25 protein-coding genes, 1 CRISPR repeat array, 1 riboswitch and 1 other annotated feature (1 of these 28 running past the window's edge) are annotated in these 23940 nt (G+C 38.6%); of the genes, 14 read left to right on the plus strand and 11 right to left on the minus strand.

All coding sequences use genetic code 11. The annotated features are described in order from the left end of the window. Window positions 1–2: 2 nt before the first annotated feature. Window positions 3–2366, minus strand: a complete 2364-nt coding sequence (locus tag CBF33_RS09665) for a LysM peptidoglycan-binding domain-containing protein (RefSeq protein WP_126762518.1) — start codon at window positions 2364–2366, stop codon at window positions 3–5. Between the two features lie 276 nt (window positions 2367–2642). Between CBF33_RS09665 and CBF33_RS06055 the strand changes: the two genes are divergently transcribed. From CBF33_RS06055 to mnmM, 5 genes are all read left to right on the plus strand, one after another. After that, window positions 2643–3293 (plus strand): DUF1700 domain-containing protein, encoded by a 651-nt coding sequence (locus CBF33_RS06055; RefSeq protein WP_126762520.1) that lies wholly within the window; start codon window positions 2643–2645, stop codon window positions 3291–3293. Beyond that, window positions 3290–4357, plus strand: a complete 1068-nt coding sequence (locus CBF33_RS06060; protein WP_126762522.1) for a DUF4097 family beta strand repeat-containing protein — start codon at window positions 3290–3292, stop codon at window positions 4355–4357. The genes CBF33_RS06055 and CBF33_RS06060 overlap by 4 nt, the downstream gene beginning before the upstream one ends. A gap of 90 nt (window positions 4358–4447) precedes the next feature. Continuing rightward, on the plus strand, window positions 4448–5110 hold the full coding sequence (locus CBF33_RS06065; RefSeq protein WP_126762524.1) for a phosphatase PAP2 family protein: 663 nt from the start codon (window positions 4448–4450) through the stop codon (window positions 5108–5110). A gap of 16 nt (window positions 5111–5126) precedes the next feature. Beyond that, window positions 5127–6083 (plus strand): tRNA modification radical SAM protein MnmL/YtqA, encoded by a 957-nt coding sequence (mnmL, locus tag CBF33_RS06070; RefSeq protein ID WP_126762526.1) that lies wholly within the window; start codon window positions 5127–5129, stop codon window positions 6081–6083. A gap of 11 nt (window positions 6084–6094) precedes the next feature. Beyond that, window positions 6095–6658, plus strand: a complete 564-nt coding sequence (gene mnmM, locus CBF33_RS06075; RefSeq protein ID WP_126762528.1) for a tRNA 5-(aminomethyl)-2-thiouridylate-methyltransferase MnmM — start codon at window positions 6095–6097, stop codon at window positions 6656–6658. Window positions 6659–6720: 62 nt separating this feature from the next. On the opposite strand, the gene CBF33_RS06080 is transcribed toward mnmM, so the two are convergent. Together CBF33_RS06080 and metK are read right to left on the minus strand one after the other, a co-directional pair. After that, a complete protein-coding gene (locus CBF33_RS06080; RefSeq protein WP_126762530.1) occupies window positions 6721–8202 on the minus strand; it encodes an MDR family MFS transporter in 1482 nt (493 codons plus the stop codon). An 89-nt stretch (window positions 8203–8291) separates the two neighbouring features. Next, a complete protein-coding gene (gene metK / locus CBF33_RS06085) occupies window positions 8292–9476 on the minus strand; it encodes a methionine adenosyltransferase (protein WP_126762533.1) in 1185 nt (394 codons plus the stop codon). Further along, window positions 9474–9561, minus strand: a riboswitch (SMK box riboswitch). Its footprint overlaps the gene before it by 3 nt. 128 nt (window positions 9562–9689) lie before the next feature. Between metK and CBF33_RS06090 the strand changes: the two genes are divergently transcribed. Then, on the plus strand, window positions 9690–10466 hold the full coding sequence (locus CBF33_RS06090; RefSeq protein ID WP_126762535.1) for a hypothetical protein: 777 nt from the start codon (window positions 9690–9692) through the stop codon (window positions 10464–10466). A gap of 95 nt (window positions 10467–10561) precedes the next feature. On the opposite strand, the gene rplL is transcribed toward CBF33_RS06090, so the two are convergent. From rplL to rplK, 4 genes are all read right to left on the minus strand, one after another. Further along, window positions 10562–10933 (minus strand): 50S ribosomal protein L7/L12, encoded by a 372-nt coding sequence (gene rplL / locus CBF33_RS06095; RefSeq protein WP_126762537.1) that lies wholly within the window; start codon window positions 10931–10933, stop codon window positions 10562–10564. A gap of 46 nt (window positions 10934–10979) precedes the next feature. After that, complete coding sequence (gene rplJ, locus CBF33_RS06100; protein WP_023606064.1) at window positions 10980–11480, minus strand: 50S ribosomal protein L10; 501 nt, start codon at window positions 11478–11480, stop codon at window positions 10980–10982. A 43-nt stretch (window positions 11481–11523) separates the two neighbouring features. After that, window positions 11524–11650 (minus strand) — a sequence feature (ribosomal protein L10 leader region). Window positions 11651–11703: 53 nt separating this feature from the next. After that, a complete protein-coding gene (gene rplA / locus CBF33_RS06105; RefSeq protein WP_126762539.1) occupies window positions 11704–12393 on the minus strand; it encodes a 50S ribosomal protein L1 in 690 nt (229 codons plus the stop codon). 104 nt (window positions 12394–12497) lie between these two features. Beyond that, window positions 12498–12920, minus strand: a complete 423-nt coding sequence (gene rplK / locus CBF33_RS06110) for a 50S ribosomal protein L11 (RefSeq protein WP_023606062.1) — start codon at window positions 12918–12920, stop codon at window positions 12498–12500. Between the two features lie 208 nt (window positions 12921–13128). Between rplK and sdaAB the strand changes: the two genes are divergently transcribed. Both sdaAB and sdaAA read left to right on the plus strand, forming a co-directional pair. After that, window positions 13129–13797 carry an L-serine ammonia-lyase, iron-sulfur-dependent subunit beta gene (gene sdaAB, locus CBF33_RS06115; protein WP_126762541.1) on the plus strand — a complete coding sequence of 223 codons (669 nt, stop codon included), beginning with the start codon at window positions 13129–13131 and terminating at the stop codon, window positions 13795–13797. Between the two features lie 12 nt (window positions 13798–13809). Continuing rightward, a complete protein-coding gene (gene sdaAA / locus CBF33_RS06120) occupies window positions 13810–14676 on the plus strand; it encodes an L-serine ammonia-lyase, iron-sulfur-dependent, subunit alpha (RefSeq protein WP_023606060.1) in 867 nt (288 codons plus the stop codon). A 45-nt stretch (window positions 14677–14721) separates the two neighbouring features. Here sdaAA and CBF33_RS06125 read toward each other — a convergent pair whose 3' ends face one another. Further along, on the minus strand, window positions 14722–15270 hold the full coding sequence (locus CBF33_RS06125) for a helix-turn-helix domain-containing protein (protein WP_023606059.1): 549 nt from the start codon (window positions 15268–15270) through the stop codon (window positions 14722–14724). Between the two features lie 418 nt (window positions 15271–15688). On the opposite strand from CBF33_RS06125, the gene hypD reads away from it, so the two are divergent. From hypD to CBF33_RS06150, 5 genes are all read left to right on the plus strand, one after another. After that, entirely contained in the window at window positions 15689–18091 is a 2403-nt protein-coding gene (gene hypD, locus CBF33_RS06130; RefSeq protein ID WP_126762543.1) for a trans-4-hydroxy-L-proline dehydratase, read from the plus strand. A gap of 65 nt (window positions 18092–18156) precedes the next feature. Continuing rightward, window positions 18157–19395 (plus strand): CD0519/CD1768 family membrane protein, encoded by a 1239-nt coding sequence (locus tag CBF33_RS06135; protein ID WP_202585160.1) that lies wholly within the window; start codon window positions 18157–18159, stop codon window positions 19393–19395. Window positions 19396–19459: 64 nt separating this feature from the next. After that, window positions 19460–20236: a glycyl-radical enzyme activating protein gene (locus CBF33_RS06140; RefSeq protein ID WP_126762545.1), complete on the plus strand. Its 777-nt coding sequence runs from the start codon at window positions 19460–19462 to the stop codon at window positions 20234–20236. A gap of 18 nt (window positions 20237–20254) precedes the next feature. Next, window positions 20255–21058: a pyrroline-5-carboxylate reductase gene (gene proC / locus CBF33_RS06145; RefSeq protein ID WP_126762547.1), complete on the plus strand. Its 804-nt coding sequence runs from the start codon at window positions 20255–20257 to the stop codon at window positions 21056–21058. A gap of 13 nt (window positions 21059–21071) precedes the next feature. Further along, entirely contained in the window at window positions 21072–21386 is a 315-nt protein-coding gene (locus CBF33_RS06150; RefSeq protein ID WP_126762549.1) for a pyrimidine/purine nucleoside phosphorylase, read from the plus strand. Window positions 21387–21426: 40 nt separating this feature from the next. Here CBF33_RS06150 and nusG read toward each other — a convergent pair whose 3' ends face one another. The 3 genes from nusG to rpmG form a co-directional block, all read right to left on the minus strand. After that, window positions 21427–21969: a transcription termination/antitermination protein NusG gene (gene nusG, locus CBF33_RS06155; RefSeq protein ID WP_126762551.1), complete on the minus strand. Its 543-nt coding sequence runs from the start codon at window positions 21967–21969 to the stop codon at window positions 21427–21429. Window positions 21970–22080: 111 nt separating this feature from the next. Continuing rightward, window positions 22081–22251, minus strand: coding sequence for a preprotein translocase subunit SecE (gene secE / locus CBF33_RS06160; protein WP_023606052.1), 171 nt, complete (start codon window positions 22249–22251; stop codon window positions 22081–22083). A gap of 16 nt (window positions 22252–22267) precedes the next feature. Further along, window positions 22268–22420, minus strand: coding sequence for a 50S ribosomal protein L33 (gene rpmG / locus CBF33_RS06165; RefSeq protein WP_023606051.1), 153 nt, complete (start codon window positions 22418–22420; stop codon window positions 22268–22270). A 150-nt stretch (window positions 22421–22570) separates the two neighbouring features. Between rpmG and cbpA the strand changes: the two genes are divergently transcribed. Next, window positions 22571–23224 (plus strand): cyclic di-AMP binding protein CbpA, encoded by a 654-nt coding sequence (cbpA, locus tag CBF33_RS06170; RefSeq protein WP_023606050.1) that lies wholly within the window; start codon window positions 22571–22573, stop codon window positions 23222–23224. Window positions 23225–23392: 168 nt separating this feature from the next. Next, window positions 23393–23940: a CRISPR direct-repeat array (repeat unit 30 nt; unit sequence ATTTACATTCCACTATTTTAGATTAAATAC); it runs 9 nt beyond the window's last position.

The raw sequence follows: 23940 nt of genomic DNA on the forward strand, positions 1-23940 counted from the left end.
CTTTACTTAATAACTAACACTTGATTGATTGAAATCGCATCTGATGATAATTGATTCATTTCTTTTAATTGAGCGACTGAGACATTAAAGTGCTGAGCAATTTTCCACAAGGTATCCCCTGCTTTGACTTGATACGTCTGTTTGACTCGTTCGGGCGCTTTCGCTTGAACTTTAAGCGTCTGACCAACGACTATCGTATCATTTGACAATTGGTTCCAATCTTTTAAGTTTGCCACAGACGTATCAAACTTTTTAGCAATCTTATAAAGGGTATCACCTGACTGCACACGATAAGTACTCGCTTGTGACGTGCTAGCATTAGCAGTCACCGTAGAAGCAGGAGCAGACGGTTTTGCTCCGGTTGATACGCTTGAATTTACATTACCGTTTAGTTTCAATACCTGTCCTACACTGATTCTATCTGAAGCTAACTGATTAATGTTTTTTAATTCCGAGACGGATAAACCATTGTTTGTTGCAATACGATATAAAGTATCGCCTGCTTTTACTTGATATGTCGCCGCATTGGATGGCTTCACCGGTGCTGGTTTTGACTGAGCCACTACTGGTTTAGAAGTCGCGCCATTTAAGCTTAACGTCTGACCGACCACAATCACATCGCTTGTTAAACCATTGGCCTGTTTCAATGCACCCACCGTCGTGCCATTTTGACGTGCAATGCTATAAAGGGTATCGCCAGATTTAACACGATAAGTTGATGTATTAGTTTCTGACGACTGACTAACGGATGGTTTTGTCGGCTGTTTCTCTTGCGTCTGACCACTTGTTTTTAACGTCTGACCAACGATAATCATATCTGAAGTTAACTGATTAAGTGATTTCAATTGAGCCACCGTCATGTTATGACGATTTGCAATGCTATAAAGAGTATCACCTGCTTGAACACGATAAGTACCTGATGAAGTGTCAGGACGTGACGGCGCCGTCGGTGTTGGCTTTACGCTATTTGTCGGTTGTTTTAGTACTAATTGTTGACCGACAAAAATCACATCAGATTTTAAATAGTTCCAATCTTTTATATTTTGAACAGACACACCAAAACGTTGGCTAATACGATATAAAGTATCGCCACTGGCAACTTTATAGCTTTTCTCTGTTGCTTGTGGTATTGATGGTTGCGTCACTTGAGGCGTACTTGGTTTTTCTGTTTCTGATACAGTAGACGAAATGTTCAATACTTGACCGACAAGAATCACGTCGCTTGATAACTGGTTCCATTGTTTCAATTGCGCGACACTAACGCCGTGTCGTTGGGCAATACTATAGAGCGTATCCCCTGCTACTACCTTGTACTCACTGCCAGTTTGCGTTGGCTTTTCAGGCGCAACTTCCGGTTTATCTGGTACTGAAGGTGCAGCTGGTTTTTCCGCTATTTCAGGTTGTGTTTCTGGAGCACTAGGCTCATCTGCTAGTTTCTTAGTGACCACTAATTCCTGTCCAACACGAATTAAATCACTTGATAAGTTATTCCATAATTTTAACTCGCCGACTGAAACACCAAAACGCTGACTAATACGATACAAGGTGTCGCCTGCTACGACACGATACGTTTCCCCTACCACTGTGTTCTCATTATTTGGTGCAGAAGGAGAAGGCGTTACCGGAGCACTTGGGGCAGGAGAAGGCGCCATCCCTTGAGTGTTGCCACCAGGCGTGTCATAAGCTGTTAAACCATACGCTTCGATAATGCCATTTAATTTACCTGCATAGCCTGGATCGGTTGCATAACGTCCTGTCAACCAAGCTGTTGCGTCGCGGTAACTCGTTGTTCTACTTTTCCATGCGCCTCCATAGAAAGGAACACCTGGATAGAAAGAGGTCGTTTTTAATACCCAAGCATTGTCTTGTAAAGACTCTGCATAAGAAGGATATTTTCTAAAATGATCAGTAATCGTGACCCACTGATTATTAAAGTATTCACCTGTTTGCATAGCAACAGACTGCCCATAATAGTTCCCTTTTATACCAAATAAATTATGGTTAGGTGGCGCAGCTAGCGTACTATTGCCCCAACCACTTTCTAAAATAGCTTGGGCAATCATAACAGACGCATACAAGTCATTTTGAGCAGCGACTGTTTGCGCCGATGCCCCAATTTGATTTATAAAGTCTTGACGTGATTGAAAATGTCCAATGGAGGCACGTCCACTTTGGTTATTTGTTGTTATTTGCTGATTATTAGAGGCTATTTCATCGGCGTGAGCAACTGTTTGAGAGCCCACTGCTACTAATCCCGTTCCGACTAGCATCGTTGTCCCTAACCACTTCATGGAATCTTTTACAAGAAAAGGTGTTGTAAGACGTTTGGTTGAATGTTTCATCTGTTTAAGTGGCATGTTTGACATGTCAGAAGTCCTCCTTCAATTATTAACATTGTTTCATATTAAAATAAGTTCAAACGGGCAGTTTCGACACTGCCCTATGTACAATAATACCTACTTTTAATAAAAATTTAAACATTATTCTTCTTATTTAATATTTTGTAATCTTTATAGTATCTTTTTGTAACATTGTGACAGTTTGTAATATGAGCCTATCTTTTTTAGGCCTTAAGGCCGATGGTAAATACACTAATCTATGGTACATTAGAATAAACAACGAATGACTAAGAAGGTGATTCTATGAATGAACAGCATTTTCTAACTGAATTAAAAATTTACTTACGGCCACTACAACCTCGACAAATCGAGGCTATTTTAATGCATTATCATCAAATCTTCCAAGAAAAAAAACAAGAAGGCTTAAGCGAGCCCGAAATCAGTGCTTCCTTAGCATCACCTAAAGATATTGCGAAAAAAATATTAAACGAGCTAGGTTACCACAACGTGAACATTTCAAAAAAGCGTCATCGTGAATCCGATTGGCAGGAACTAACTGACGATGATATTCGCTTGCGTAACCAATATGATTACGAGCAATACTTTACAGCTCCACCAAAAAGAGCCTCTTTTACTATTAAATTATTAAAATGGCTAGGATTGCTCGCGTTCAACTTATTTTTCTTCGTGTGGATTCTTGTGGGAATCTTCTTTATGATTGGCAGTTTTTGGTTACTTGTCAGCCTATTGTTGGCTTCTCCTTTTGTGACAATTATATTGCCTTTATGGGAGAGCTACTCGTTCGTCTGGTTACAGTTATTTGTTTCACTCGTACTATTTGGCATCGGTCTAATTGGAGCCGTCATCATGCGGTACATTACCTTTTACTTCTTTAAATTCGTGCGACACTATATTCGTGCGATAAAATCTATGTTAAAGGGGACAGGAATATGAAAAAGCTAGATAAATGGCTGCTTATCATTGGCACCTTTACCATTATATTAGGGACCGTCGGCAGTGTTTATACATTTCAATCATTGAAAAAAGAGCGTTTAAAACAGCAACTTCCTCTTTCTGATACGTTAGTAGATGCTACACTTGACCTGACTGATTTACCCTATGAGAATATCAATATCTATCAAACAGAACAAACAGCTTTTGAATTTCAAGAACAAGGGCTTCCTCGTAATATAAAAGTAAAGGCAACAACCAAAGATAATCAATCCATCGTTCAATTTGACTGGCAAAAAAGCAGACAGAATAAGACCTCTCATATTGTTTTTTCTGATTATGACAAATTAGACATCTATGTGCCTGCTCATCTAGAAAGCTTACATATCTCGAGTGGACAAAGTAAGTTGAAGGACGTGTATATTGCTGATTTAACACTTAAAACGTTAACCTACCAACTTAATGCTGCCTCCCTAAGCACACAGGCGATACATACTGATAATTTTGATGTGAACTATCATGGTAATGCCTTATCTCTTGAAAACAACCAGGTTATGGATGAAATGACCTTAAACGGTGTCGCCCAGCAGATGTTTGTTCAAGGAACACGTGCAAAAAATGTTACCTCACACATTGAAACCCAGCATAACACTTGGCGTGACATTCAAGCTGAAAAAACAACGATTGACCAGAAGAAAGGTGAAACTACCTTTTTTAATCCTACTCATAATGTTGCGTTAACAAGTAAGAGCGGACCTATCAATGTTTATTTAGAAGAACAGCCTGATTCACTAGATATCCATTCGTCATACGGCGACCTCACTTTAATTGTTCCGATTGCCAATGAAAAACAATTTGACGAACTCCTTCATCCTCAAGAAAATGAAAAGGTGAAACTGAACACTTTAAAAGGAAAGCAGTATCTATACTATGCCTACCCGGATAAAGAACAACAATTTATTCTTTCAAATAAAAAAAGTCTGACAAAGGAAGAGCGAGATGAATATCGTGTTTATAGCACCCCTTACGAAATCATTTGGGAAAATTTAAGAGGCGAAGATGATTAAGGTTCTTGTTACATCTATATCAATTCATGTTATACTGATGAAGGATTAGCACGTTTTGCTAATCCTTCATTTTTTGAAAGAAGGGATTTCATGACACATTCGAAAAAGTTATATTGGCAATTTGCCGGGAGTGTCGGTTTAGTCATCTTTATGATTATCGGCTACTTGGTCAAATTTTATGAAGAGACTTTATTTAAAATAGATATACCTGTCCGAGACTTCTTTGTTAACCACCGATCTAAAACCTTGACGGACATTTTCTTATGGTTAACAAAATTCGGGAATACCGTCACGATTACGTTGCTACTCGTTATTAGTCTCAGCCTACTTTACAAATATCGCTACCGAATAGAAAGCATTTGGCTTTTTATCAATACTGCCTTGATTGCAGGCCTTGGTAATTATTTAATTAAATTCTTATTCCATCGAACACGACCTGATGTGACTCATCTCGTTTTCGCACCGCACTTTAGCTTTCCAAGTGGTCATGCCATGGCAAGCGGTCTTTTTTACGGGACGTTAATATTACTAGCTCCCTTACTCATTAAAAAAAGAAACTTACGCTTACTCGTTCAAGTCGGACTTGCTAGCCTTATCGTACTAATCGGTGTAAGTCGTATCTATCTAGGCGTCCATTACCTATCAGATATTATCGGCGGCTTCATGCTAGGTGGTGCTTGGTTATGCTTTACCTATCCTTACTTTATTTCTTATAAATTAAAAGCTACATTTCGTTCATCTCATCAAAACTGATTAAAGGAGTTTTTTTATGTCTCAACCATTTTTATATGCTAACGATCCAAACAAACGATTCCATACTTTGAACTATGCTTTTCGACAAGAATTTGGCGAAAAAGTTTTTAAAGTAACTTTAGACGGAGGTTTCGATTGTCCCAATCGTGACGGAACCGTCGCTCATGGTGGCTGTACTTTTTGTAGTGTGTCAGGTTCTGGTGATTTAATCATCGCACCAAAAGACCCACTCCCAATTCAATTTCAAAAAGAAGTTAGACGTATGCATGAAAAATGGCCGAACGTTACAAAATATATCGTCTATTTTCAAAATTTTACGAATACTCATGCTCCTGTTGACGTTATTCGTCATCGATTCGAACAAGTCTTAGGAGAAAAAAATGTCGTAGGTATCTCTATCGGGACGCGGCCTGATTGTTTACCAGATGACGTCGTCGACTATTTAGCTGAACTCAACCAACGTTTTTATTTATGGGTAGAACTAGGCTTGCAAACCACCTATGAAGAAACCAGTCGAACGATTAACCGTGCTCACGACTACCAAACCTACTTGGAAGGCGTAGAAAAACTACGTAAACATCAAATTCGTGTTTGTACCCATTTGATTAACGGCCTTCCTGGCGAAGATTATGACATGATGCTCGAAAATGTTCGTCGCACAGTCGTCGACTCCGATATTCAAGGAATCAAAATTCACTTGCTTCATCTCATGAAAAACACTAAAATGGTGCGTGATTATTACGAAGGAAGATTGACTTTAATGGAAATGGAACCTTATGTTCAACTCGTTTGCGACCAATTAGAATTGATTCCACCAGAAATCGTAATACACCGTCTAACAGGTGACGCCCCACGCGAAACATTAATTGGGCCACAATGGAGTTTAAAAAAATGGGAAGTACTAAACGCGATTGATAACGAGCTAAAACGCCGAGATAGTTATCAAGGACGATTGAACGCCCGACTAAATTAAAGGAGAGAACGATGTTAAAAACTGCTTTAAAGATGAGCCATACACTGGCTGAAGAAGTCATTTTACCCGGAGATGTTGTCGTGGATGCGACAGTTGGAAACGGTCATGATACGGTCTTCCTAGCACATCTAGTGGGAGAAACTGGCAAAGTAATCGGCTTTGATATTCAAGAACAAGCTATTAAGAACACGACTGAACGCTTGGAAAAAGAGAAACTAATCGACCGTGTAGAGTTAATTCATGCCAGTCATCACCTATTATCATCGTACTGTGAAACAACTGATGATATCCGAGTTGCTCTTTTTAATCTAGGCTATTTACCACAAGGAAACAAAGAAATCGTTACGTTACCAGAACGCACGATTGAAGCAATCACGCAACTCATTTCTCGCTTAGTGAAAGGCGGTCGTATTTTACTCGTCGTCTATCACGGCCATACAGAAGGTGCACTTGAACGTGATGCTGTCCTTGATTATGTTAAAAAATTAGACCAAAAAATTGTGTCAGTTGCTAGCTATCAGTTTCTCAATCAAAAAAACAATCCCCCTCTTTTAATTGCGATTGAAAAAAAATAAAAGAAGCAGACAAAATGACCATTGGCGATGCCAATGTCATTTTACTGCTTCTTTTTTATGTCTTACAAAGTGTGATTTAAACTCTCACCTTTTTGAAACTGATTTAAGACTTGAGCTAAAATTAAAAGTAACACACCCACTACATAAATACTATGCAACCCACTATACAAAATATCACGCAGCGTATCGATTAATTCAGCTGGTAGATTAACTAAGAAATGAGGATTTGCTACTTCATCAACCATTTCACGTGTTAATGATTGATGTTGCGGTAAACTTAATTGATGATTAATTTGATGATTTAGTACCACACCAAAAATAGACACCATAATGGTTTGACCTAACGTTCGAGATAGCGTATTAAATGATGTCGCGACTCCCATATTTTCTTTCGGTACGCTACTTTGCGCTTTAACCGTCGCACAGGTAATCGTAATACCTAAACCAATCCCCGTCCAAGCTGTAATCAGACAAAAAGCCCAAAAAGATAATTGCGCGGGAGCGATAGCCAGTGCCACAGCTCCTAGCATAATAATCGTTAACCCTACCGTCAACGCCCGTTTAGTCGTGGTTTTATCGAGTAAACGACCCGCAATAAATGACCCACCTATCCAAGTGACTGACAAAGGTGTTAAGGCTAAACCACCATAAGCGGCTTTCATTCCCAATAGTCCTTGCATCCACATAGGAATGTACACATCTAACCCCATTAAAAAACCACTTACAAGGGCTGCAATAATATTAACGACCATAAAGGGCCAATTTTTTAATAATGTTAAAGATATAACCGGATCTTTCGCTTTGCCCTCGACTCGTACGAACATGACTGTTGCAATAGCTGTTAAGCCAAAACACAACCACGTTTGAGTTGTCACTCTGCCAGCATCACTTATCGTTTGGAAACCATACATCAGCGATAATAATAAAACCATAAGAGTTAAACTTCCAGCATAATCGACAGGTAGTTTCTCCGTGTCCTTCTTCGGTTCTACTAAAAATAATTGCAATAAAATCATCAAGATAATACCAATAGGAATATTGACGAAGAAAATCCAGTGCCAGCCAATACTATCTACAATAAACCCACCTGCTAGCGGGCCAACCACACTGGCAATTCCCCAAGCAGCACTATTATAACCTAACACTTTCGCACGTTTTTCTACCGTATAAATATCTCCAATAATCGTTAACGCCACAGGCATAATAGCACCTGCACCAATCCCTTGAATCGCTCGGAATAAAATTAGCTGAACCATATTATCTGAAATTCCACACAGCGCAGAACCTAAAATAAACATGAATATCCCGAACTGAAAGACTGGCTTTCGACCGATACTGTCGGTTAACTTTCCATAAATAGGGGTCATCATCGCATTCGTCAATAAATAAATCGAAAAGACCCAACTCATAATCTCGCCACCCTTTAAAGTCGCTGAGATAGTTGGCATAGCTGTCGCTAAAATCGTCGCCTCAATCGCCGTCATAAAGGTCGCGATAAAAACCGTTAATGTTACAATTTTAACGTTTGTTTCTCTTTGTTTCATTTCAACACTCCTTTGTTTTTTTAACTCCTGTTAAATAAAGTTGACGTAAAAAAGGGATCCTAACCAAAAAATGATTAGGATCGCCTCTATTACTCTGCTAACGCTTGTTTTAAAACGGACGCTTTGTCTGTTTTTTCCCAAGTAAAGTCAGCATCTGTACGACCAAAATGTCCGTATGCAGCTGTTTTTTTATAAATTGGACGTCGTAAGTCTAACATCTCAATAATACCAGCCGGACGCAAGTCAAAATGTTGACGAATTGCTTCGACTAATCGGGATTCTGAAACTTTACCCGTTCCAAATGTTTCCACAGAAATCGAAACAGGCTGTGCCACGCCAATCGCATAAGCTAGCTGTACTTCACAATGAGTTGCTAATTCAGCTGCAACAATATTTTTAGCAATATAGCGTGCGGCATAACTGGCTGAACGGTCAACTTTCGTCGCATCTTTACCAGAAAATGCACCCCCACCGTGACGAGCGTATCCGCCATAAGTATCCACAATAATTTTACGACCGGTTAAACCGGCATCTCCTTGTGGCCCACCGATTACGAAGCGTCCTGTTGGATTTATATAATAATGCGTATTTTCATCTAATAAATCGTGCGGAATAACTTCTTTGATAACTTGTGCTTTAATATCTTCTTGAATCGTTTCCAATGTTACTTCTTCATCGTGTTGCGTACTAATAACCACTGTATCGACACGAAGTGGTAAGCCTGCCTCATCATACTCTACCGTTACTTGCGCTTTAGCATCGGGTCTTAAATAAGGTAAGACATTTGCTTTACGCAGTTCTGCCAAACGTTTTACTAAACGATGACTAATCGCAATCGGTAGTGGCATCAACTCGGGTGTTTCATTACAAGCGTAACCAAACATCAATCCTTGATCTCCAGCACCAATATCCGCATTGTCTTTTTCAGAACGTGTTTCCAATGCATCGTCGACACCTTGTGCAATATCGGCTGACTGCTCATCAATCGCTGTCATTACCGCACAAGTATCCCCATCAAAGCCAAATTTTGCTCGTGTGTAGCCGATATCTTTAATCGTTTGACGGACAACTTTTTGTATGTCTACATAGGCATTGGTTGAAATTTCACCAAACACTAAAACTAGCCCAGTCGTAACAGACGTTTCACACGCCACACGCGCCATCGGATCTTTCTCTAGCAAAGCATCTAAAATAGCATCGCTAATTTGGTCGGCAATCTTATCGGGATGCCCTTCAGAAACAGATTCTGACGTAAATAATTTTCGTTCTTTCATTTATATTCCCCCTAAATAATAGTCGGTTACAAGGAATCTTCAAAGATACACATCTTTAAATCCTATCGGGAATCTTGCAACGTTCCTAGTATATCAAAAAATAGAACGAAATGCACCTTTTCGTTTAAAATATTCGATACTTGCTTGACGAATCAAAGTCCATTCTATACGATAGACTTAGTGAATTTAATATAAATTGTGAGGTATCTCAAATTGAACTATACTTTCAAACTTAACGAAGCGAATCGCTTGAGTATTGGGCCGATGATGCTCATGGCTTTTACACAAGCTATCGCCAGTCTATTACCTGGATTATTTTTACAATCAGGAAAACAACTTTTTTCTCCCCCTTTTATTTTACTTATTTTTTATCTCGTCTTAAGTAATATTTCCTTAACTCTATTAAGAGAGGGACATCGTCGCCACAAACACATCTCAATTCCTATTTACGGACTAAAACTGGTAGTGAGTGCTATTTTCATTTTAAACTTCATCAATAAAACAACGTTGCAATTTGGATTACTTTTATTAATTTATGAAGTCATTCAACTTATCGCCTATTTAAAATCTGAAGTTTATCAAGAAATGTTCTTCTTCCCGCTAATGATTGCTTTATTTCAAGGGGGGATTTTCAATTCCTTTTTAATCATTCACCCAAACTATGAGTTAAAGCTAACTGCTTTATTACCACTTTCATTTAGTGTCGCCCTTTGGTTAAGCGTTGAATTTTTAGCTCAAGGTTTTTATTTGTTAAATGGTAATAAAGGACGCTTCGGCCTATATAGTGTAGGCGCGTCACTAATCGCTGTTATTATTAGCTTTGCTTTTTATATGACTGGGGCTTTTTCTTTACTCGTCTTTTTCATTGTATTGCTGTTTATTATTGGTATATACGTCATCTTAACGTATTTTCAAGATAATGTTCAACAGCTTTTCAGTATGACGATTATGACGATTATTATTGAAATTGTCTTCTACATACAATTTTAAAAAATAAAATCTCCTTGTTTTCTTCTTTTGAAAACAAGGAGATTTCTTTATAAAAAAAACATCGAAGTCAAGACTTCGATGTTTTAAAATCGTGATTATTTTAATGTTACTTGTGCGCCAACTTCTTCTAAAGCTGCTTTTAATGCTTCAGCATCTTCTTTAGATACGCCTTCTTTGATTGGGCTTGGAGCTGCGTCAACTAAGCCTTTAGCTTCTTTCAAGCCTAAGCCAGTTGCTTCACGAACTGCTTTGATAACTTTAACTTTTTGATCTCCAGCTGCTGTTAATTCAACAGTGAATTCTGTTTGTTCTTCAGCGCCACCGTCTGCTGCTGCGCCACCAGCTACTGCTACAGGAGCTGCTGCTGATACACCAAATTCTTCTTCGATAGCTGAAACTAATTCGCTTAATTCTAAAATGCTAGATTCTTTTAAATCAGCAATGATTTGTTCAATGTTTAATGCCATTTTATATTCCTCCATATTATGTTTGTTTTTTTAAGCTACGCTGCAATTAAGCTGCTTCTTCTTTTGCTTCTGCCACTGCTTTGACTGCGTATGCCACGTTTCGTACAGGTGCTTGTAGCACTGATAGTAACATAGATAGTAAGCCTTCGCGGTTTGGAAGTTTTGCAAGTGCATTGATTTCTTCAACAGAAACCACGCCACCTTCGATGATACCACCTTTAATTTCTAACGCTTTTGCTTCTTTAGCAAAGTCCGCCATAATTTTTGCAGGTGCTACCACGTCTTCATTACTGAAAGCAACGGCTGTTGGTCCAGCGAATACTTCGTCTAAACCTTCTAAGTTTGCTTTTTCAGCTGCACGACGTAAGATTGAGTTTTTGATAACACGCATTTCTACGCCTGCGTCACGTAATTGTTTACGTAATGCTGTCACTTCATCAACTGTTAAACCACGGTAGTCAACGACTACTGTACTAACTGAAGCTGTTAACTTTTCTGCAACTTCGTCTACTAATTGAGCTTTTTTAGTAATTACTGCTTTTGTCATTGATTAAATTCACCTCCGGATATTTAGATGGTGAAGTTTTCCCATATAAAACGAAAAAACTCCATGCCACCGTTGACATAGAGGGACTATTGATTATCTCAATGTTGTCCTCGGTAGGAAATATTAAGGCGTAAGCCTCCTACTGTCTTCGGTACTATTAATTTCTTAACCTAGACTACTTTATCATAGATAAAGCAGTCTGGTCAAGAAAAACTTTTAAAATTTAGATTGAATGTACGTCTACTTTAACACTTGGACCAAATGTTGTTGTCACAACAAGGTTTTTAATGTAAGTGCCTTTTGCAGATGCTGGTTTTGCTTTAACCATGATGTCATGGATTGTACGGAAGTTTTCGATTAATTTGTCATCTTCGAAAGATACTTTTCCGACTGGTACGTGAACGTTACCTGCTTTATCAACACGGTAAGTTACCTTACCAGCTTTGATTTCTTCAACAGCTTTTGTTACGTCCATTGTAACTGTTCCAGTTTTAGGGTTAGGCATTAAACCTTTAGGTCCTAATACACGTCCTAATTTCCCTACTTCTGCCATCATGTCAGGTGTTGCAACAACAACGTCAAAGTCAAACCATCCACCTTGGATTTTTTCAACTAATTCGCCTTCGCCAACATAGTCAGCGCCTGCTGCTTGAGCTTCTTTCGCTTTTTCACCTTTTGCAAAAACTAAAACAGATTGTGTTTTACCAGTTCCGTTAGGTAAAACTGCTGCACCACGAATTTGTTGATCAGCTTTTTTAGGGTCAACATTCAAGCGGTAAGCAACCTCTACTGTTGCATCAAATTTTGCAATGTTTGTTTCTTTTGCTAAAGCGATTGCTTCAGCAAGATCGTATGTTTTTGTATTATCAATTTTTTTCAATGCTTCTTGCATTTTTTTGCTCTTTTTAGCCATTTTGTTTCCTCCTTGATTGTGGTTATAACGGTAGAACCTCCCACGTCATTCATACGCATTGTATGAATCAACCGAGACACTACGTCTGTGTGTGATATCCAGTATTATTCGACTGTGATACCCATGCTTCGTGCAGTACCTTCAACCATGCGCATTGCTGCTTCAACGTCTGCTGCATTTAAGTCTTCAAGTTTTAATTCAGCGATTTCGCGAACTTGGTCACTTGTAACTTTAGCAACTTTTGTTTTATTTGGTTCACCAGATCCTTTGTCCACTTTCGCTGCTTTTTTAAGTAATACAGCTGCTGGTGGTGTCTTAGTGATGAAAGTGAATGAACGGTCTTCATACACAGAAATAACCACAGGAATGACTAACCCAATTTGATCTTGAGTACGAGCGTTAAACTCTTTTGTGAATCCCATGATGTTGATACCAGCTTGTCCCAATGCAGGTCCTACTGGTGGTGCTGGAGTTGCTTTACCAGCTGGAATTTGTAACTTAACAATTTTTTCTACTTTTTTTGCCACGAGACATACCTCCTTAAGTCCGTGATGTGGTTATATGGAGCTAAGATTTCTCCTCCCACTTATTCTTTTCGCAAAGAAGTGTGTACATCACACATCTATCTATTATACGTATTTTAACAAAGATTGCAACTAATATTGTAAACAATCATAAAATCTTTTCTAATTTATGCTATTATATAGTAGAAAACTTATTAAGGGAGGGTCACTCATGTCTACAAAACAGTTTAACAGCGTTTTTGATATTATTGGGCCAGTCATGATTGGGCCTAGCAGCTCACATACTGCTGGTGCCGCGCGTATTGGAAAAGTCGTCCGTCATATTTTCGGCGAACAACCAGATAGTGTCGATATTTTACTATATGAATCTTTTGCTAAAACTTATCGAGGTCACGGAACTGATATCGCCTTAGTCGGGGGATTACTTGGTATGGAGCCAGATGATGAACGTTTAGCGGATTCTTTAAAAATCGCTTATGAAGCAAATATGGAAGTCTTATTCGTTCCAAAAAAGGAAAAAGCCGATCATCCAAACCAAGTGACAATGGTCGTGAAAAAAGGGGATCGCTCCATGCGTGTTACAGGTATTTCGATTGGTGGCGGTAATATCCAAATCTCAGAGGTTGACGGATTCAAGATAAATCTTAGCATGGGAACCCCTACTTTGATTGTCGTTCAAAAAGATGTACCAGGGGTCATTGCAAAAGCTAGCCACATTCTCCAAGAGGCAAATATCAATATTGGTACAATGTCTGTTACGCGCTCTGCCAAAGGAGAGAAAGCGTTTATGATTCTCGAGATAGATGAACGTGATTTAGGCTCTGCTCTTGAACAAATCAAGCAAATACCAGATATTTATTCCGTGTCATTTTTTAACTAAAGGAGGTCACCTATGTTTAATACTATTGAAGAATTAGTACAACTGAGTCAAGAATATCCTTCCGTCGCAGAGATGATGATTGCTGTCGAAATGGAGACATCGGGTGCAGACCGTCAAATGATTATCGAGCATATGACTAAAAATAAAAATGTCATGTTACAATCTATCGCTAAAGGAACGGCAGGTGTTACCTCGGTTACCGGTTTAACAGGGGGCGATGCGAAACGTATGCACGAGTACATTGAAAAAGGCGAAACACTCAGTCAACCCACTATCCTAAAAGCCGTAAGAAATGCGATAGCCGTCAACGAAGTCAATGCGCAAATGGGCTTAATCTGTGCCAACCCTACAGCTGGAAGTGCCGGTGTTGTCGCAGGTGTTTTGGCAGCTATTACTGAAGAAAAAAATTTAACAGAAGCACAACAACTTGATTTTCTTTTTACAGCAGGCGCTTTTGGCTTAGTTATCGCCAATAATGCTTCGATTAGTGGTGCTGCAGGCGGTTGCCAAGCAGAAATCGGGTCGGCCAGTGCGATGGCAAGTGCCGCACTAGTTGCGATTGCAGGCGGAACAGCCGAACAATCTGCGCAAGCCGTGGCTATTACCATCAAAAATATGCTGGGGTTAATTTGTGACCCTGTTGCTGGATTGGTTGAGGTCCCATGTGTCAAACGAAACGCATTGGGGTCTTCTCAAGCTTACATTTCGGCTGATATGGCATTGGCGGGAATTAAAAGCGTTATTCCACCAGATGAAGTTGTCGAAGCTATGCACCAAGTCGGCATGCAAATGCCAACGATTTTTAAAGAAACGGCAGAAGGCGGTTTAGCTGATACACCGACTGGACGTAAAATTTCTCAACAACTATATAAAGACTAAAAAACTTGTGGTTATCTCTTTTATCAAAGAGAGCCACAAGTTTTTTTATAGATCGATAGGTGTATGTACGGCAATAAATTTAACCATTTTATTTGTATAGTTTGCCCAGTTATGCGGACGTGACGATGAATAATGAGCCGAATCTCCTGGGAATAACTGCTGTTCGCTACCATCAATAATCAGGGTTAAAACACCTTCCAAAATATAGATGAACTCTTCCCCTTCATGCGGATAGACGGCGACATGTTCATTATTGGTTGCCGGTAACATCTCCACAATTTTAGGTAACATCTCTTTTCCTTCAGGATGTGTGCTTAACGACTTATAAATATTTTGATTAATCACCCGAATCACTTTTTGGTCATAACTACGTGTCACGACTTCTTCTCTAGAAATATGGTCACTAAAGAAATAATTAGCCGACACTCCTAACATATCCGCAATTTTAACTAATTGTTCAACAGCAATCGTGGTAATACCTCTTTCAAACTGCGATAAATAACCAATCGATAAATTCACTTGCTCACTGACATCTTTGAGCGTGTACCCTCTTTCCTTTCGTAATTTTTTGACTGCTTCTCCTATATTTTCCATTCGTCTTCTGCTCCTTTTGGCAGCTTTCATTATTTCCTTAAATAGATGCCTTTTTATTTATCAGGTATTTTTCAGATATTCTACTCTTTTACTATAAGTCAGATTTGATAAAAGTCAATTCAAATTTCAATTGCTCAATATATCACGTTTTAAAATAACAACGTCATAATTTCTTCATTTTGATAAAAATATAGTTTTATTTCATAAAAATGAAAATAACGCTTGATTTTCTTTAATAATTGAATATAATAGAATCTGTAAGCACTTCCTATATGTGAGAGGTAAAAAAAGATTTCATCAAGGTGAAAATATCGGCCGGATTTTCACTTATTTTTTTAAATATTAATGTTAAACTTTTCACAATAAGGAGTCTATATCGTTTTTAGTCACTATATTACCCAGTATTAGGAGGATTATCATGACAACATTAACAGTTGAACCAACTCGCAGAGGGTCTACCGAAAGAATTAAACGTTTAAGAGAGATTAGCGATCAAAAGTGTACACCATCAATTTCTATGGAACGCGCCGTATTATTAACAGAAGCCTATAAAAAATATGAAGGTACTTGCCCTACCCCTATTTTACGTGGTAAAGCATTCAAACACATTATGGAAAACCGAACACTTTATTTAGAAAAAGGCGCCTTGATTGTGGGAGAAAAAGGACACAAACCATGGGCGGCTCCTACTTTCCCAGAACTATGCTGTCATACGTTAGAAGATTTTGACAATATGGATAAACGTGAAAAAGTCTTCTTTAAAGTGTCACCAGAAGACCGTAAAATTCAAGAAGAGGTCATTATCCCTTATTGGAAAGACCGTGCGCTCATGACACGGATGAATAAACTATTACCTGAAGAGTGGCATTTATTATTTGATGCAGGACTGTATACAGAGTTTTTAATGCAACGTGGTCCTGGACATACTGTGGCAGATGGCAAGATATATAAACGCGGTTATAAAGATTGTATTAAAGAAATTCAAGCTGAAATCAATGCACTTGATTTTAATCAAGACGTCGACGCACTCAGCAAAAAAGAAGAATTAGAAGGCATGATTCTCGTCTGCGAAGGGATGATTATCATGGGTGAACGTTATGCTGCTCTTGCACGAGAATTAGCAGAAACTGAAACAGACCCACAATGGAAAAAAGAACTTTTAGAACTAGCTGAAGTCTGTGATGTTGTGCCAGCAAACAAACCGCAAACGTTCCGTCAAGCTATTCAAATGTACTGGTTTACGCACATTGGTGTCACGATTGAAATGAACAACTGGGATGCTTATTCTCCTGGTAAACTCGATCAACACTTAGAACCTTTTTATGAAAAAGAAATAGCTGAAGGTACGTTAACACGCGAAGAAGCGTTCGAACTATTAGAAAACTTATGGATTCAATTTAACAACCAACCTGCTCCACCTAAAGTTGGCATTACTTTAAAAGAAAGTGCTACCTATACAGATTTCTGTAATATCAATACGGGTGCTTTACGACCAGATGGCACGTCTGGAGTAAGTGATGTAAGCTATCTTATTTTAGAAGTCATGGATGAGATGAAACTATTGCAACCAAGTTCAAACGTCCAAATTTCTCGTAAATCACCAGAGAAATTCTTACGTGAAGCAGCTAAAATTTCTCGTAAAGGTTGGGGACAACCAGCGTTTTACAACTCAGAAGCGATTATCCAAGAATTACTAAATATGGGTAAAACACTAGACGATGCGCGTGAAAGCGGCGTTGCAAGTGGCTGTGTTGAAACAGGAACAGCTGGTAAGGAAGCTTACGTGTTGACTGGTTACTTAAACGTACCAAAAGTATTCGAACTCGTTTTAAATCGTGGTTTTGATACCTATACCAATAAGCAAGTCGGACTTGACTTAGGTAACCCTCGAGATTTCAAATCATACGAAGAAGTCTATGCTGCCTTTGAAAAGCAATTGCAATATGTGGTCGATGTTAAAGTAGCAGGTAATAATGTGATTGAAAAAATGTATATGCAATATATGCCAGTTCCTCTTCTTTCTGTGATTACAGATGACTGTATTAAAAAAGGAGTCGACTATAACTGTGGTGGTGCTCGCTACAACACTAGCTACATTCAATGTGTAGGGATTGCTACCATTACTGACTCTCTAGCGGTAATGAAAAAACAAATCTTTGAAGACCAAACGATGACTATGGATGAACTACTTGTCGCTTGTAAAGACAACTTCGAGGGGTATGACGACATCTTTGATTTAGTTCATAATGAAACACCAAAATACGGAAATGACGATGACTATGCAGATGACTTATTAAAAGATGTTAATGTTACTTTGCAAGAGGTCATTGGCGGACGGACAACGCCTAAAGGCTCCACTACTATTGTGGAATACTTACCAACAACTTGTCACGTTTACTTCGGACAGGTTATGGAAGCAAGTCCAAACGGGCGTAAAGCTGGTATTCCATTACCAGACGGTATCTCACCTGAAAAAGGCGCTGACCGTTTAGGACCAACGGCTGTTATTAAATCAGCTGCAAAACTTGATCAACTTAAAACAGGTGGCGCTCTTTTAAATCAGAAATTCACACCACAAGTCGTGGCTGGTGAAGCAGGACTTTCTCATATGTCTAGCTTGATTCGTTCTTATTTTGCAATGGACGGACATCACTTACAATTTAACGTCTTTGAAAGAGAAACCTTGATAAAAGCTCAGAAGAATCCAGAACAATACGAAAACTTGATTGTTCGTGTCGCAGGTTATAGTGATTACTTTAACAATCTGGACAAAGCACTCCAAGATGAAATTATCAACCGTACAGAACAAAGTTTTGGCTAACATTAGACATTGTCAGACACCTATCAAAAGGTGTCTGACCACTCTATTAATTAAAGGAGATTACCATGGAAATTACTAAAAAATCATCATCTTTATCTTGTCCTTCAAAAAAATCGGCATCATTGAATGATGATCCAACTATCCGTAAAGAAATTAGTAAAGGGACTTTTCTCTGTCTAGGATTTGTTATCTTACTTGCTGTATACTTTGGTAGTAAAATGGGTGTGGGCGTTATGTTCAGCGTTATTATGAAAACCGCTCATGATTTATTATTAAATACTGCTTTTTACATTATGGGTGTAGCGGTTATCGCCGGTGCCCTTTCTTCCGTCTTCTCAGAATTTGGTGTGACCGCTCTTATTAATAAATTGATTTCACCGATCATGCGTCCTATTTTCAAACTACCTGGAGCAGCTGCACTCGGAGCCGTTACAGAATACTTTTCTGACAATCCGGCTATCGTCCCTATCGCACAAGACCCCGCCTATGCAAAATACTTCAAAAAGTTCGAATGGGCAACCATGGTTAACTTCGGTACAACCTTTGGTATGGGGATTATCATGACAGGCGGCATTATGGGTATCGCCTCTGGAAAATACGCCACTAGCGTCCTTATTGGAACCATTTGCGCTATTATCGGTGGTGTCTTTAGCGTACGTATTCTCATGCGTTTCACTAAAAAACTATTTGGAACGGAAGAAGAAGTCACACAAGAATATCTTTCATCAGAAATTGCCGACGTCAAACCCGGCTATCGAAAAACACGTGAAGGAACTCCTTTTCAACGTGGACTAAATGCCACATTTGACGGTGGAAAAGCCGGCGTGCAGCTAGGGTTAAGTATCATTCCCGGCATTTTAATTTTCTGTACATTTGTGATGATGTTAACAAATGGTCCTAGTATCGTAGACGGAAAAGAAGTCTATCTAGGCGTGGCTTATGAAGGCGTTGGGTTATTGCCTTGGATTGGCGAAAAGTTATCATTCTTACTCGTGCCTTTATTTGGATTCGACAATCCAGAAGTACTCTCGCTCCCACTTACAAGTCTAGGGGCTGCAGGAGCGTCTATCGCAGGGGCGAAAACATTGGCCGATGCTGGCTTATTGACAAGTCATGATATGACTGTTTACTTTGCGATTGGTTACTGCTGGGCTGGCTTCCTTTCCACACATGCTAGTATTTCAGATAGCTTAGGCATGCGTGAAATCACCACTAAAGCCATGCTTTCTCATTTAATAGGAGGCGTCATTGCAGGTGTTATCGCAAACTACCTCCACACATTTATCTTTACCGTATTAATGTAAATCATTTCAGAATAGGTAGTGTTCCACACTACCTATCTACGTACAGATTGGAGGTACACTTATTATGAAGACCCCTATTGTTTTTAATATTCAAAAATTTTCCATCCATGACGGTCCCGGTATTCGAACAACCATTTTTTTCAAAGGATGCCCATTGCGTTGTGCTTGGTGCCATAACCCTGAAAGCCAACGTTATCAAATCGAAACGATGACCAAAAAAAACAATAAACAAGAAACTGTCGGAAGAGAATACACCGTACGAGAATTAGTTAAAGAAGCACAGAAAGATCAATTGTTCTACGAACAGTCTGGCGGTGGTGTCACCTTATCAGGCGGAGAAGTCATGACACAAAATATCGACTTTATTGAAGAGTTAGTCAAAGAACTTCATCGCGTCGGCATCTCGGTTGCCATTGACACTTGCGGTGTTGCACCGTTTAAAAATTATGAACGTATTCTCCCCTATGTTGATTTATTTTTATACGATTTAAAATTCATTCACTCTGACTTACACGCTAAGTATACAGGTCGTCCGAATGATTTAGTCCTAAACAACTTAGTCCGACTTAACGAGCATCATGCTAATATCAGTTTACGTCTAATCCTATTAGAAGGTATCAATGCTGATGACACTACTCTATTAGAAACAATTGATTGGTTAAAACAAGAAAAAATCAATCTTTATTCTGTTCATTTACTACCTTATCATGAGTTTGGAAAAGACAAATATGCAAGTTTACAACGAGAATGGCATAAGTTTACACCGCCGTCAGAAGAACGACTTGCTGCCATTCAAGAACTATTATCAACACACTACTCCCCCGTCTATATCGGAGGATAAAAAAGAAAGGATGTCACGATGAAAAAAACAATCGGATTTATTGGAGCCGGCAACATGGGCAAAGCTATTATGAAAGGGTTATTGTCTGCGCAACTCACCACCGCTGATCAAATCGTTGTTTACGATGCTTATGAACCCATTCTTGCACCGCTACACGACGAGCTCGGCATACGTGTTGCGACTTCAAATCAAGATGTAGCTCAACAAGCTGACATGATTATTTTAGCCGTGAAACCAAATATGATTACCGCTGTTTTAAGCGAAATGAAACAAGCTATCAGCACAGATAAAGTCCTCATCTCGATTGCAGCAGGCGTCACTTTAGCAACGATTGAAGAAGCTTTAATGGAACAAGCGAAAGTCGTTCGCGTCATGCCTAATACACCAGCTCTTGTGAACGCAGGTATGTCTTCTCTATCTCCAAATACTTTTGTAACAGAAGAAGAACAAGCTGACGTCGTAGCGCTATTTAAAAGTTTTGGAAAAGCTCAAATCGTGCCAGAATATCTCATTGATGCCGTGGTAGGTGTGAGTGGTTCCGCCCCTGCGTATGTTTATATGTTTATCGAGGCTCTTGCAGACGGCGCTGTTTTAGCAGGATTAACACGCGCACAGGCTTATGAGTTTGCTGCACAGACTGTTTACGGCTCAGCTAAAATGGTCTTAGAAACAGGGCAACATCCCGGAGCATTGAAAGATATGGTTTGCTCACCCGGAGGTACAACTATTGCAGCTGTTCACGCCTTAGAAGAAGGCAACTTTAGAGGAACTGTGATGAACGCTGTTTTAGCAGCCGCTAAAAAAAATCAAGAATTATCATAAGAAGGAGTTCTATATGACAACATTTAATCACTCAACTATCGAACAACAAGCCAACATCTATTTTGACGGAAAAGTTTCCAGTCGTACCGTTATATTGGAAAATGGTGAACGCTTAACACTAGGATTTATGACTCCTGGTGAATATACCTTTAATACAGCGGCAAAAGAACGCATGGAAATCGTTGGTGGAAGCTTGACCGTCCAATTACCTGATGAAGAAGATTGGCAAACATACACAGCTGGTCAAGCTTTTGACGTCCCAGCTAACAGTCAGTTTCACGCTAAAACAGATACTTACGCTGACTACACGTGTTACTACTTGGCGTAAAAAAACATCTAATCGGCAAAAGTCGATTAGATGTTTTTTATTATATTTTATCAATTTGATCAAAGTCTAACTCTGTCGATGTTTCACGACCGAACATATCAATATTTACTTTTAATTTTTGACGTTCATAATCGATTTCAGTGATTTCACCTGTTAAAGTAGCAAAAGCTCCTTCAATAATCATCACGACTTCGCCTACTTCAACTTCTAGCTCTTTATCTCGCTTGCTGATACCTAGCTTCAATAAGATGTGATTGATTTCTTCAGGTAACAGTGGTGCTGGTTTACTTCCTGCGCCATGAGAGCCAACAAAACCTGTCACACCTGGTGTATTACGTACTACATACCATGAGTCATCGGTCATCACCATTTCCACTAATACATAACCTGGAAATGTTTTCTTTGAAGTGATTTTTTCTTTGCCGTTCTTCACTTCTCTCTCTTCTTCTTCAGGGACAACAACACGGAAAATAAACTCTTCCATTCCCATACTTTGAGCACGAGATTCGATGTTTGCCTTTACCTTGTTTTCATAGCCAGAATACGTGTGTAATACATACCACTGTCTTTCATACGTTTCCATTTTTTTACCCACTTTCTCGTCAAATAAAAAAACTTCAGTTACCCGAAGTTTTGTCTCTCTCCATTATACCATTTATCCGGCCTAACGGCTAGTCTTTGTGCGTTCATCTCACTACTTTGCTAAAAGCTGTAATAATGATTGTAACCCAAGGTCAACGATTCCGAAAAATACCGCAAACAAAATCGTCGTTTGAATTACGATGATAACATCTTTACGTAGTTTTTCGCCTGTTGGCCATGTCACATTACGCATCTCTTCTTTAACACTTTTTAAAAACGACATGTTTATCCTCCAGTCCTTACTTGGTTTCTTTATGCATTGTATGCTTTTTACAATACTTACAGAACTTTTTAATTTCTAAGCGCTCAGTTCGTTGTCCATCATTAATTGTTTTAGAATAGTTACGTGAACCACAGACAGAACACGCTAGGGAAGTTTTTCTAGCTGCCATACTGTTTGTTTCCTCCGTTCTATTAAAACTCTACTTAATAACATTACCATTATTATAAGCAACTGTCAATTGACCGTTTTATAAATGATATACCTTACGAATGATTTATGATAGAATAATGATAGAACATTAATAATTGGAGGGATTACCATGCTGATCAAACAAGTCTGCCTCAAAAAACGTCAGTTAACAACGGTTAATGAAACGTGCACACTAGAACGAGCACTTGAAATACTTGAAGAATCTGGGTACCGCTGTGTACCTATCCTAGATGATTCTGAAAAAATATTCAGAGGAAATATTTATAAAATGCACATCTATCGCCATAAAGCGAATGGCGGTGATATGAGCTTGCCAGTGACACACTTATTAAAAAATGCGACAAAGTTCATTTATCTTAATTCTTCCTTCTTCAAAATATTCTTTACGATTAAAGAACTTCCATACATCGCTGTATTGGATGACAAACAACAATTTTACGGAATTTTGACCCATAGTAAATTATTAAACATTTTAGCTCAATCATGGAATGTGAATGAAGGACGCTATGTGTTAACAGTCGCTTCTACTGGAAACCGTGGTGACTTAGCGGCTATTTCTAAAATCATCTCTAAATATTCCAATATCGCAAGCTGTATCACGCTTGATGTCGGACAAGATGAATTTATCCGTCGAACACTCTTTACGCTACCTATCGATACTACTCAAGAAACGCTTGACACGATTGTCGAGCAACTTGAACGTAAAAACTATGGCGTTATTGAAATAGAGGACTTACAAAAGGAAAACGCTGAAACGAATTAATCGTTTTGTGGGATGTTTTCAAAGAAATGTGTCTTGATGAAATTAATAGGCTATCTTTTCTGATAATTCAGAAGTAGATAGCCTATTTTTTTCAGCTGTATTTAACAACTTGGTAAAATCATTCCATTATTTTAGATTAAAATACTGCCTATATATGCTATATAAAAGATTTACATTCCACTATTTTAGATTAAATACGCGCCGGCGCGGAAGATTTGCTTTTTTCTTTAAAACATTTACATTCCACTATTTTAGATTAAATACAAAATGCGGTGTGGAACTTGTACGGTAGATAGCGATATTTACATTCCACTATTTTAGATTAAATACAGATAACGTTCATGTTCCTTGCCTTACTTCAATCATATTTACATTTCACTATTTTAGATTAAATACCGTTTTTTCAGAATCGTTAGTTAAGTTTGTTGAGAAATTTACATTCCACTATTTTAGATTAAATACGCAACAGAGTTTAAAGACGTATGGGCAAGCAGCACGATTTACATTCCACTATTTTAGATTAAATACGATGCAATATACGAAGCTAAACCAGATTCTATCTACATTTACATTCCACTATTTTAGATTAAATACGAAAAGAACACTAATGACGCTTTAGTATCATCTGAATTTACATTCCACTATTTTAGATTAAATACTAATAGACGAAAGCAAGATTGATACATATTTGGATAATTTACATTCCACTATTTTAG

Origin of the sequence: Vagococcus lutrae (assembly GCF_003987555.1) — a bacterium.
GTDB lineage: Bacteria > Bacillota > Bacilli > Lactobacillales > Vagococcaceae > Vagococcus_A > Vagococcus_A lutrae.

Excerpts from the sequence above, each read along its gene's own strand:
- CBF33_RS09665 (WP_126762518.1), bottom strand. The coding sequence starts at position 2,366 with ATGTCAAACATGCCACTTAAACAGATGAAACATTCAACCAAACGTCTT.
- CBF33_RS06055 (WP_126762520.1), top strand. The coding sequence starts at position 2,643 with ATGAATGAACAGCATTTTCTAACTGAATTAAAAATTTACTTACGGCCA.
- CBF33_RS06060 (WP_126762522.1), top strand. The coding sequence starts at position 3,290 with ATGAAAAAGCTAGATAAATGGCTGCTTATCATTGGCACCTTTACCATT.
- CBF33_RS06065 (WP_126762524.1), top strand. The coding sequence starts at position 4,448 with ATGACACATTCGAAAAAGTTATATTGGCAATTTGCCGGGAGTGTCGGT.
- mnmL (WP_126762526.1), top strand. The coding sequence starts at position 5,127 with ATGTCTCAACCATTTTTATATGCTAACGATCCAAACAAACGATTCCAT.
- mnmM (WP_126762528.1), top strand. The coding sequence starts at position 6,095 with ATGTTAAAAACTGCTTTAAAGATGAGCCATACACTGGCTGAAGAAGTC.
- CBF33_RS06080 (WP_126762530.1), bottom strand. The coding sequence starts at position 8,202 with ATGAAACAAAGAGAAACAAACGTTAAAATTGTAACATTAACGGTTTTT.
- metK (WP_126762533.1), bottom strand. The coding sequence starts at position 9,476 with ATGAAAGAACGAAAATTATTTACGTCAGAATCTGTTTCTGAAGGGCAT.
- rplL (WP_126762537.1), bottom strand. The coding sequence starts at position 10,933 with ATGGCATTAAACATTGAACAAATCATTGCTGATTTAAAAGAATCTAGC.
- rplJ (WP_023606064.1), bottom strand. The coding sequence starts at position 11,480 with ATGACAAAAGCAGTAATTACTAAAAAAGCTCAATTAGTAGACGAAGTT.
- rplA (WP_126762539.1), bottom strand. The coding sequence starts at position 12,393 with ATGGCTAAAAAGAGCAAAAAAATGCAAGAAGCATTGAAAAAAATTGAT.
- sdaAB (WP_126762541.1), top strand. The coding sequence starts at position 13,129 with ATGTCTACAAAACAGTTTAACAGCGTTTTTGATATTATTGGGCCAGTC.
- sdaAA (WP_023606060.1), top strand. The coding sequence starts at position 13,810 with ATGTTTAATACTATTGAAGAATTAGTACAACTGAGTCAAGAATATCCT.
- CBF33_RS06125 (WP_023606059.1), bottom strand. The coding sequence starts at position 15,270 with ATGGAAAATATAGGAGAAGCAGTCAAAAAATTACGAAAGGAAAGAGGG.
- hypD (WP_126762543.1), top strand. The coding sequence starts at position 15,689 with ATGACAACATTAACAGTTGAACCAACTCGCAGAGGGTCTACCGAAAGA.
- CBF33_RS06135 (WP_202585160.1), top strand. The coding sequence starts at position 18,157 with ATGGAAATTACTAAAAAATCATCATCTTTATCTTGTCCTTCAAAAAAA.
- CBF33_RS06140 (WP_126762545.1), top strand. The coding sequence starts at position 19,460 with ATGAAGACCCCTATTGTTTTTAATATTCAAAAATTTTCCATCCATGAC.
- proC (WP_126762547.1), top strand. The coding sequence starts at position 20,255 with ATGAAAAAAACAATCGGATTTATTGGAGCCGGCAACATGGGCAAAGCT.
- CBF33_RS06150 (WP_126762549.1), top strand. The coding sequence starts at position 21,072 with ATGACAACATTTAATCACTCAACTATCGAACAACAAGCCAACATCTAT.
- nusG (WP_126762551.1), bottom strand. The coding sequence starts at position 21,969 with ATGGAAACGTATGAAAGACAGTGGTATGTATTACACACGTATTCTGGC.
- secE (WP_023606052.1), bottom strand. The coding sequence starts at position 22,251 with ATGTCGTTTTTAAAAAGTGTTAAAGAAGAGATGCGTAATGTGACATGG.
- rpmG (WP_023606051.1), bottom strand. The coding sequence starts at position 22,420 with ATGGCAGCTAGAAAAACTTCCCTAGCGTGTTCTGTCTGTGGTTCACGT.
- cbpA (WP_023606050.1), top strand. The coding sequence starts at position 22,571 with ATGCTGATCAAACAAGTCTGCCTCAAAAAACGTCAGTTAACAACGGTT.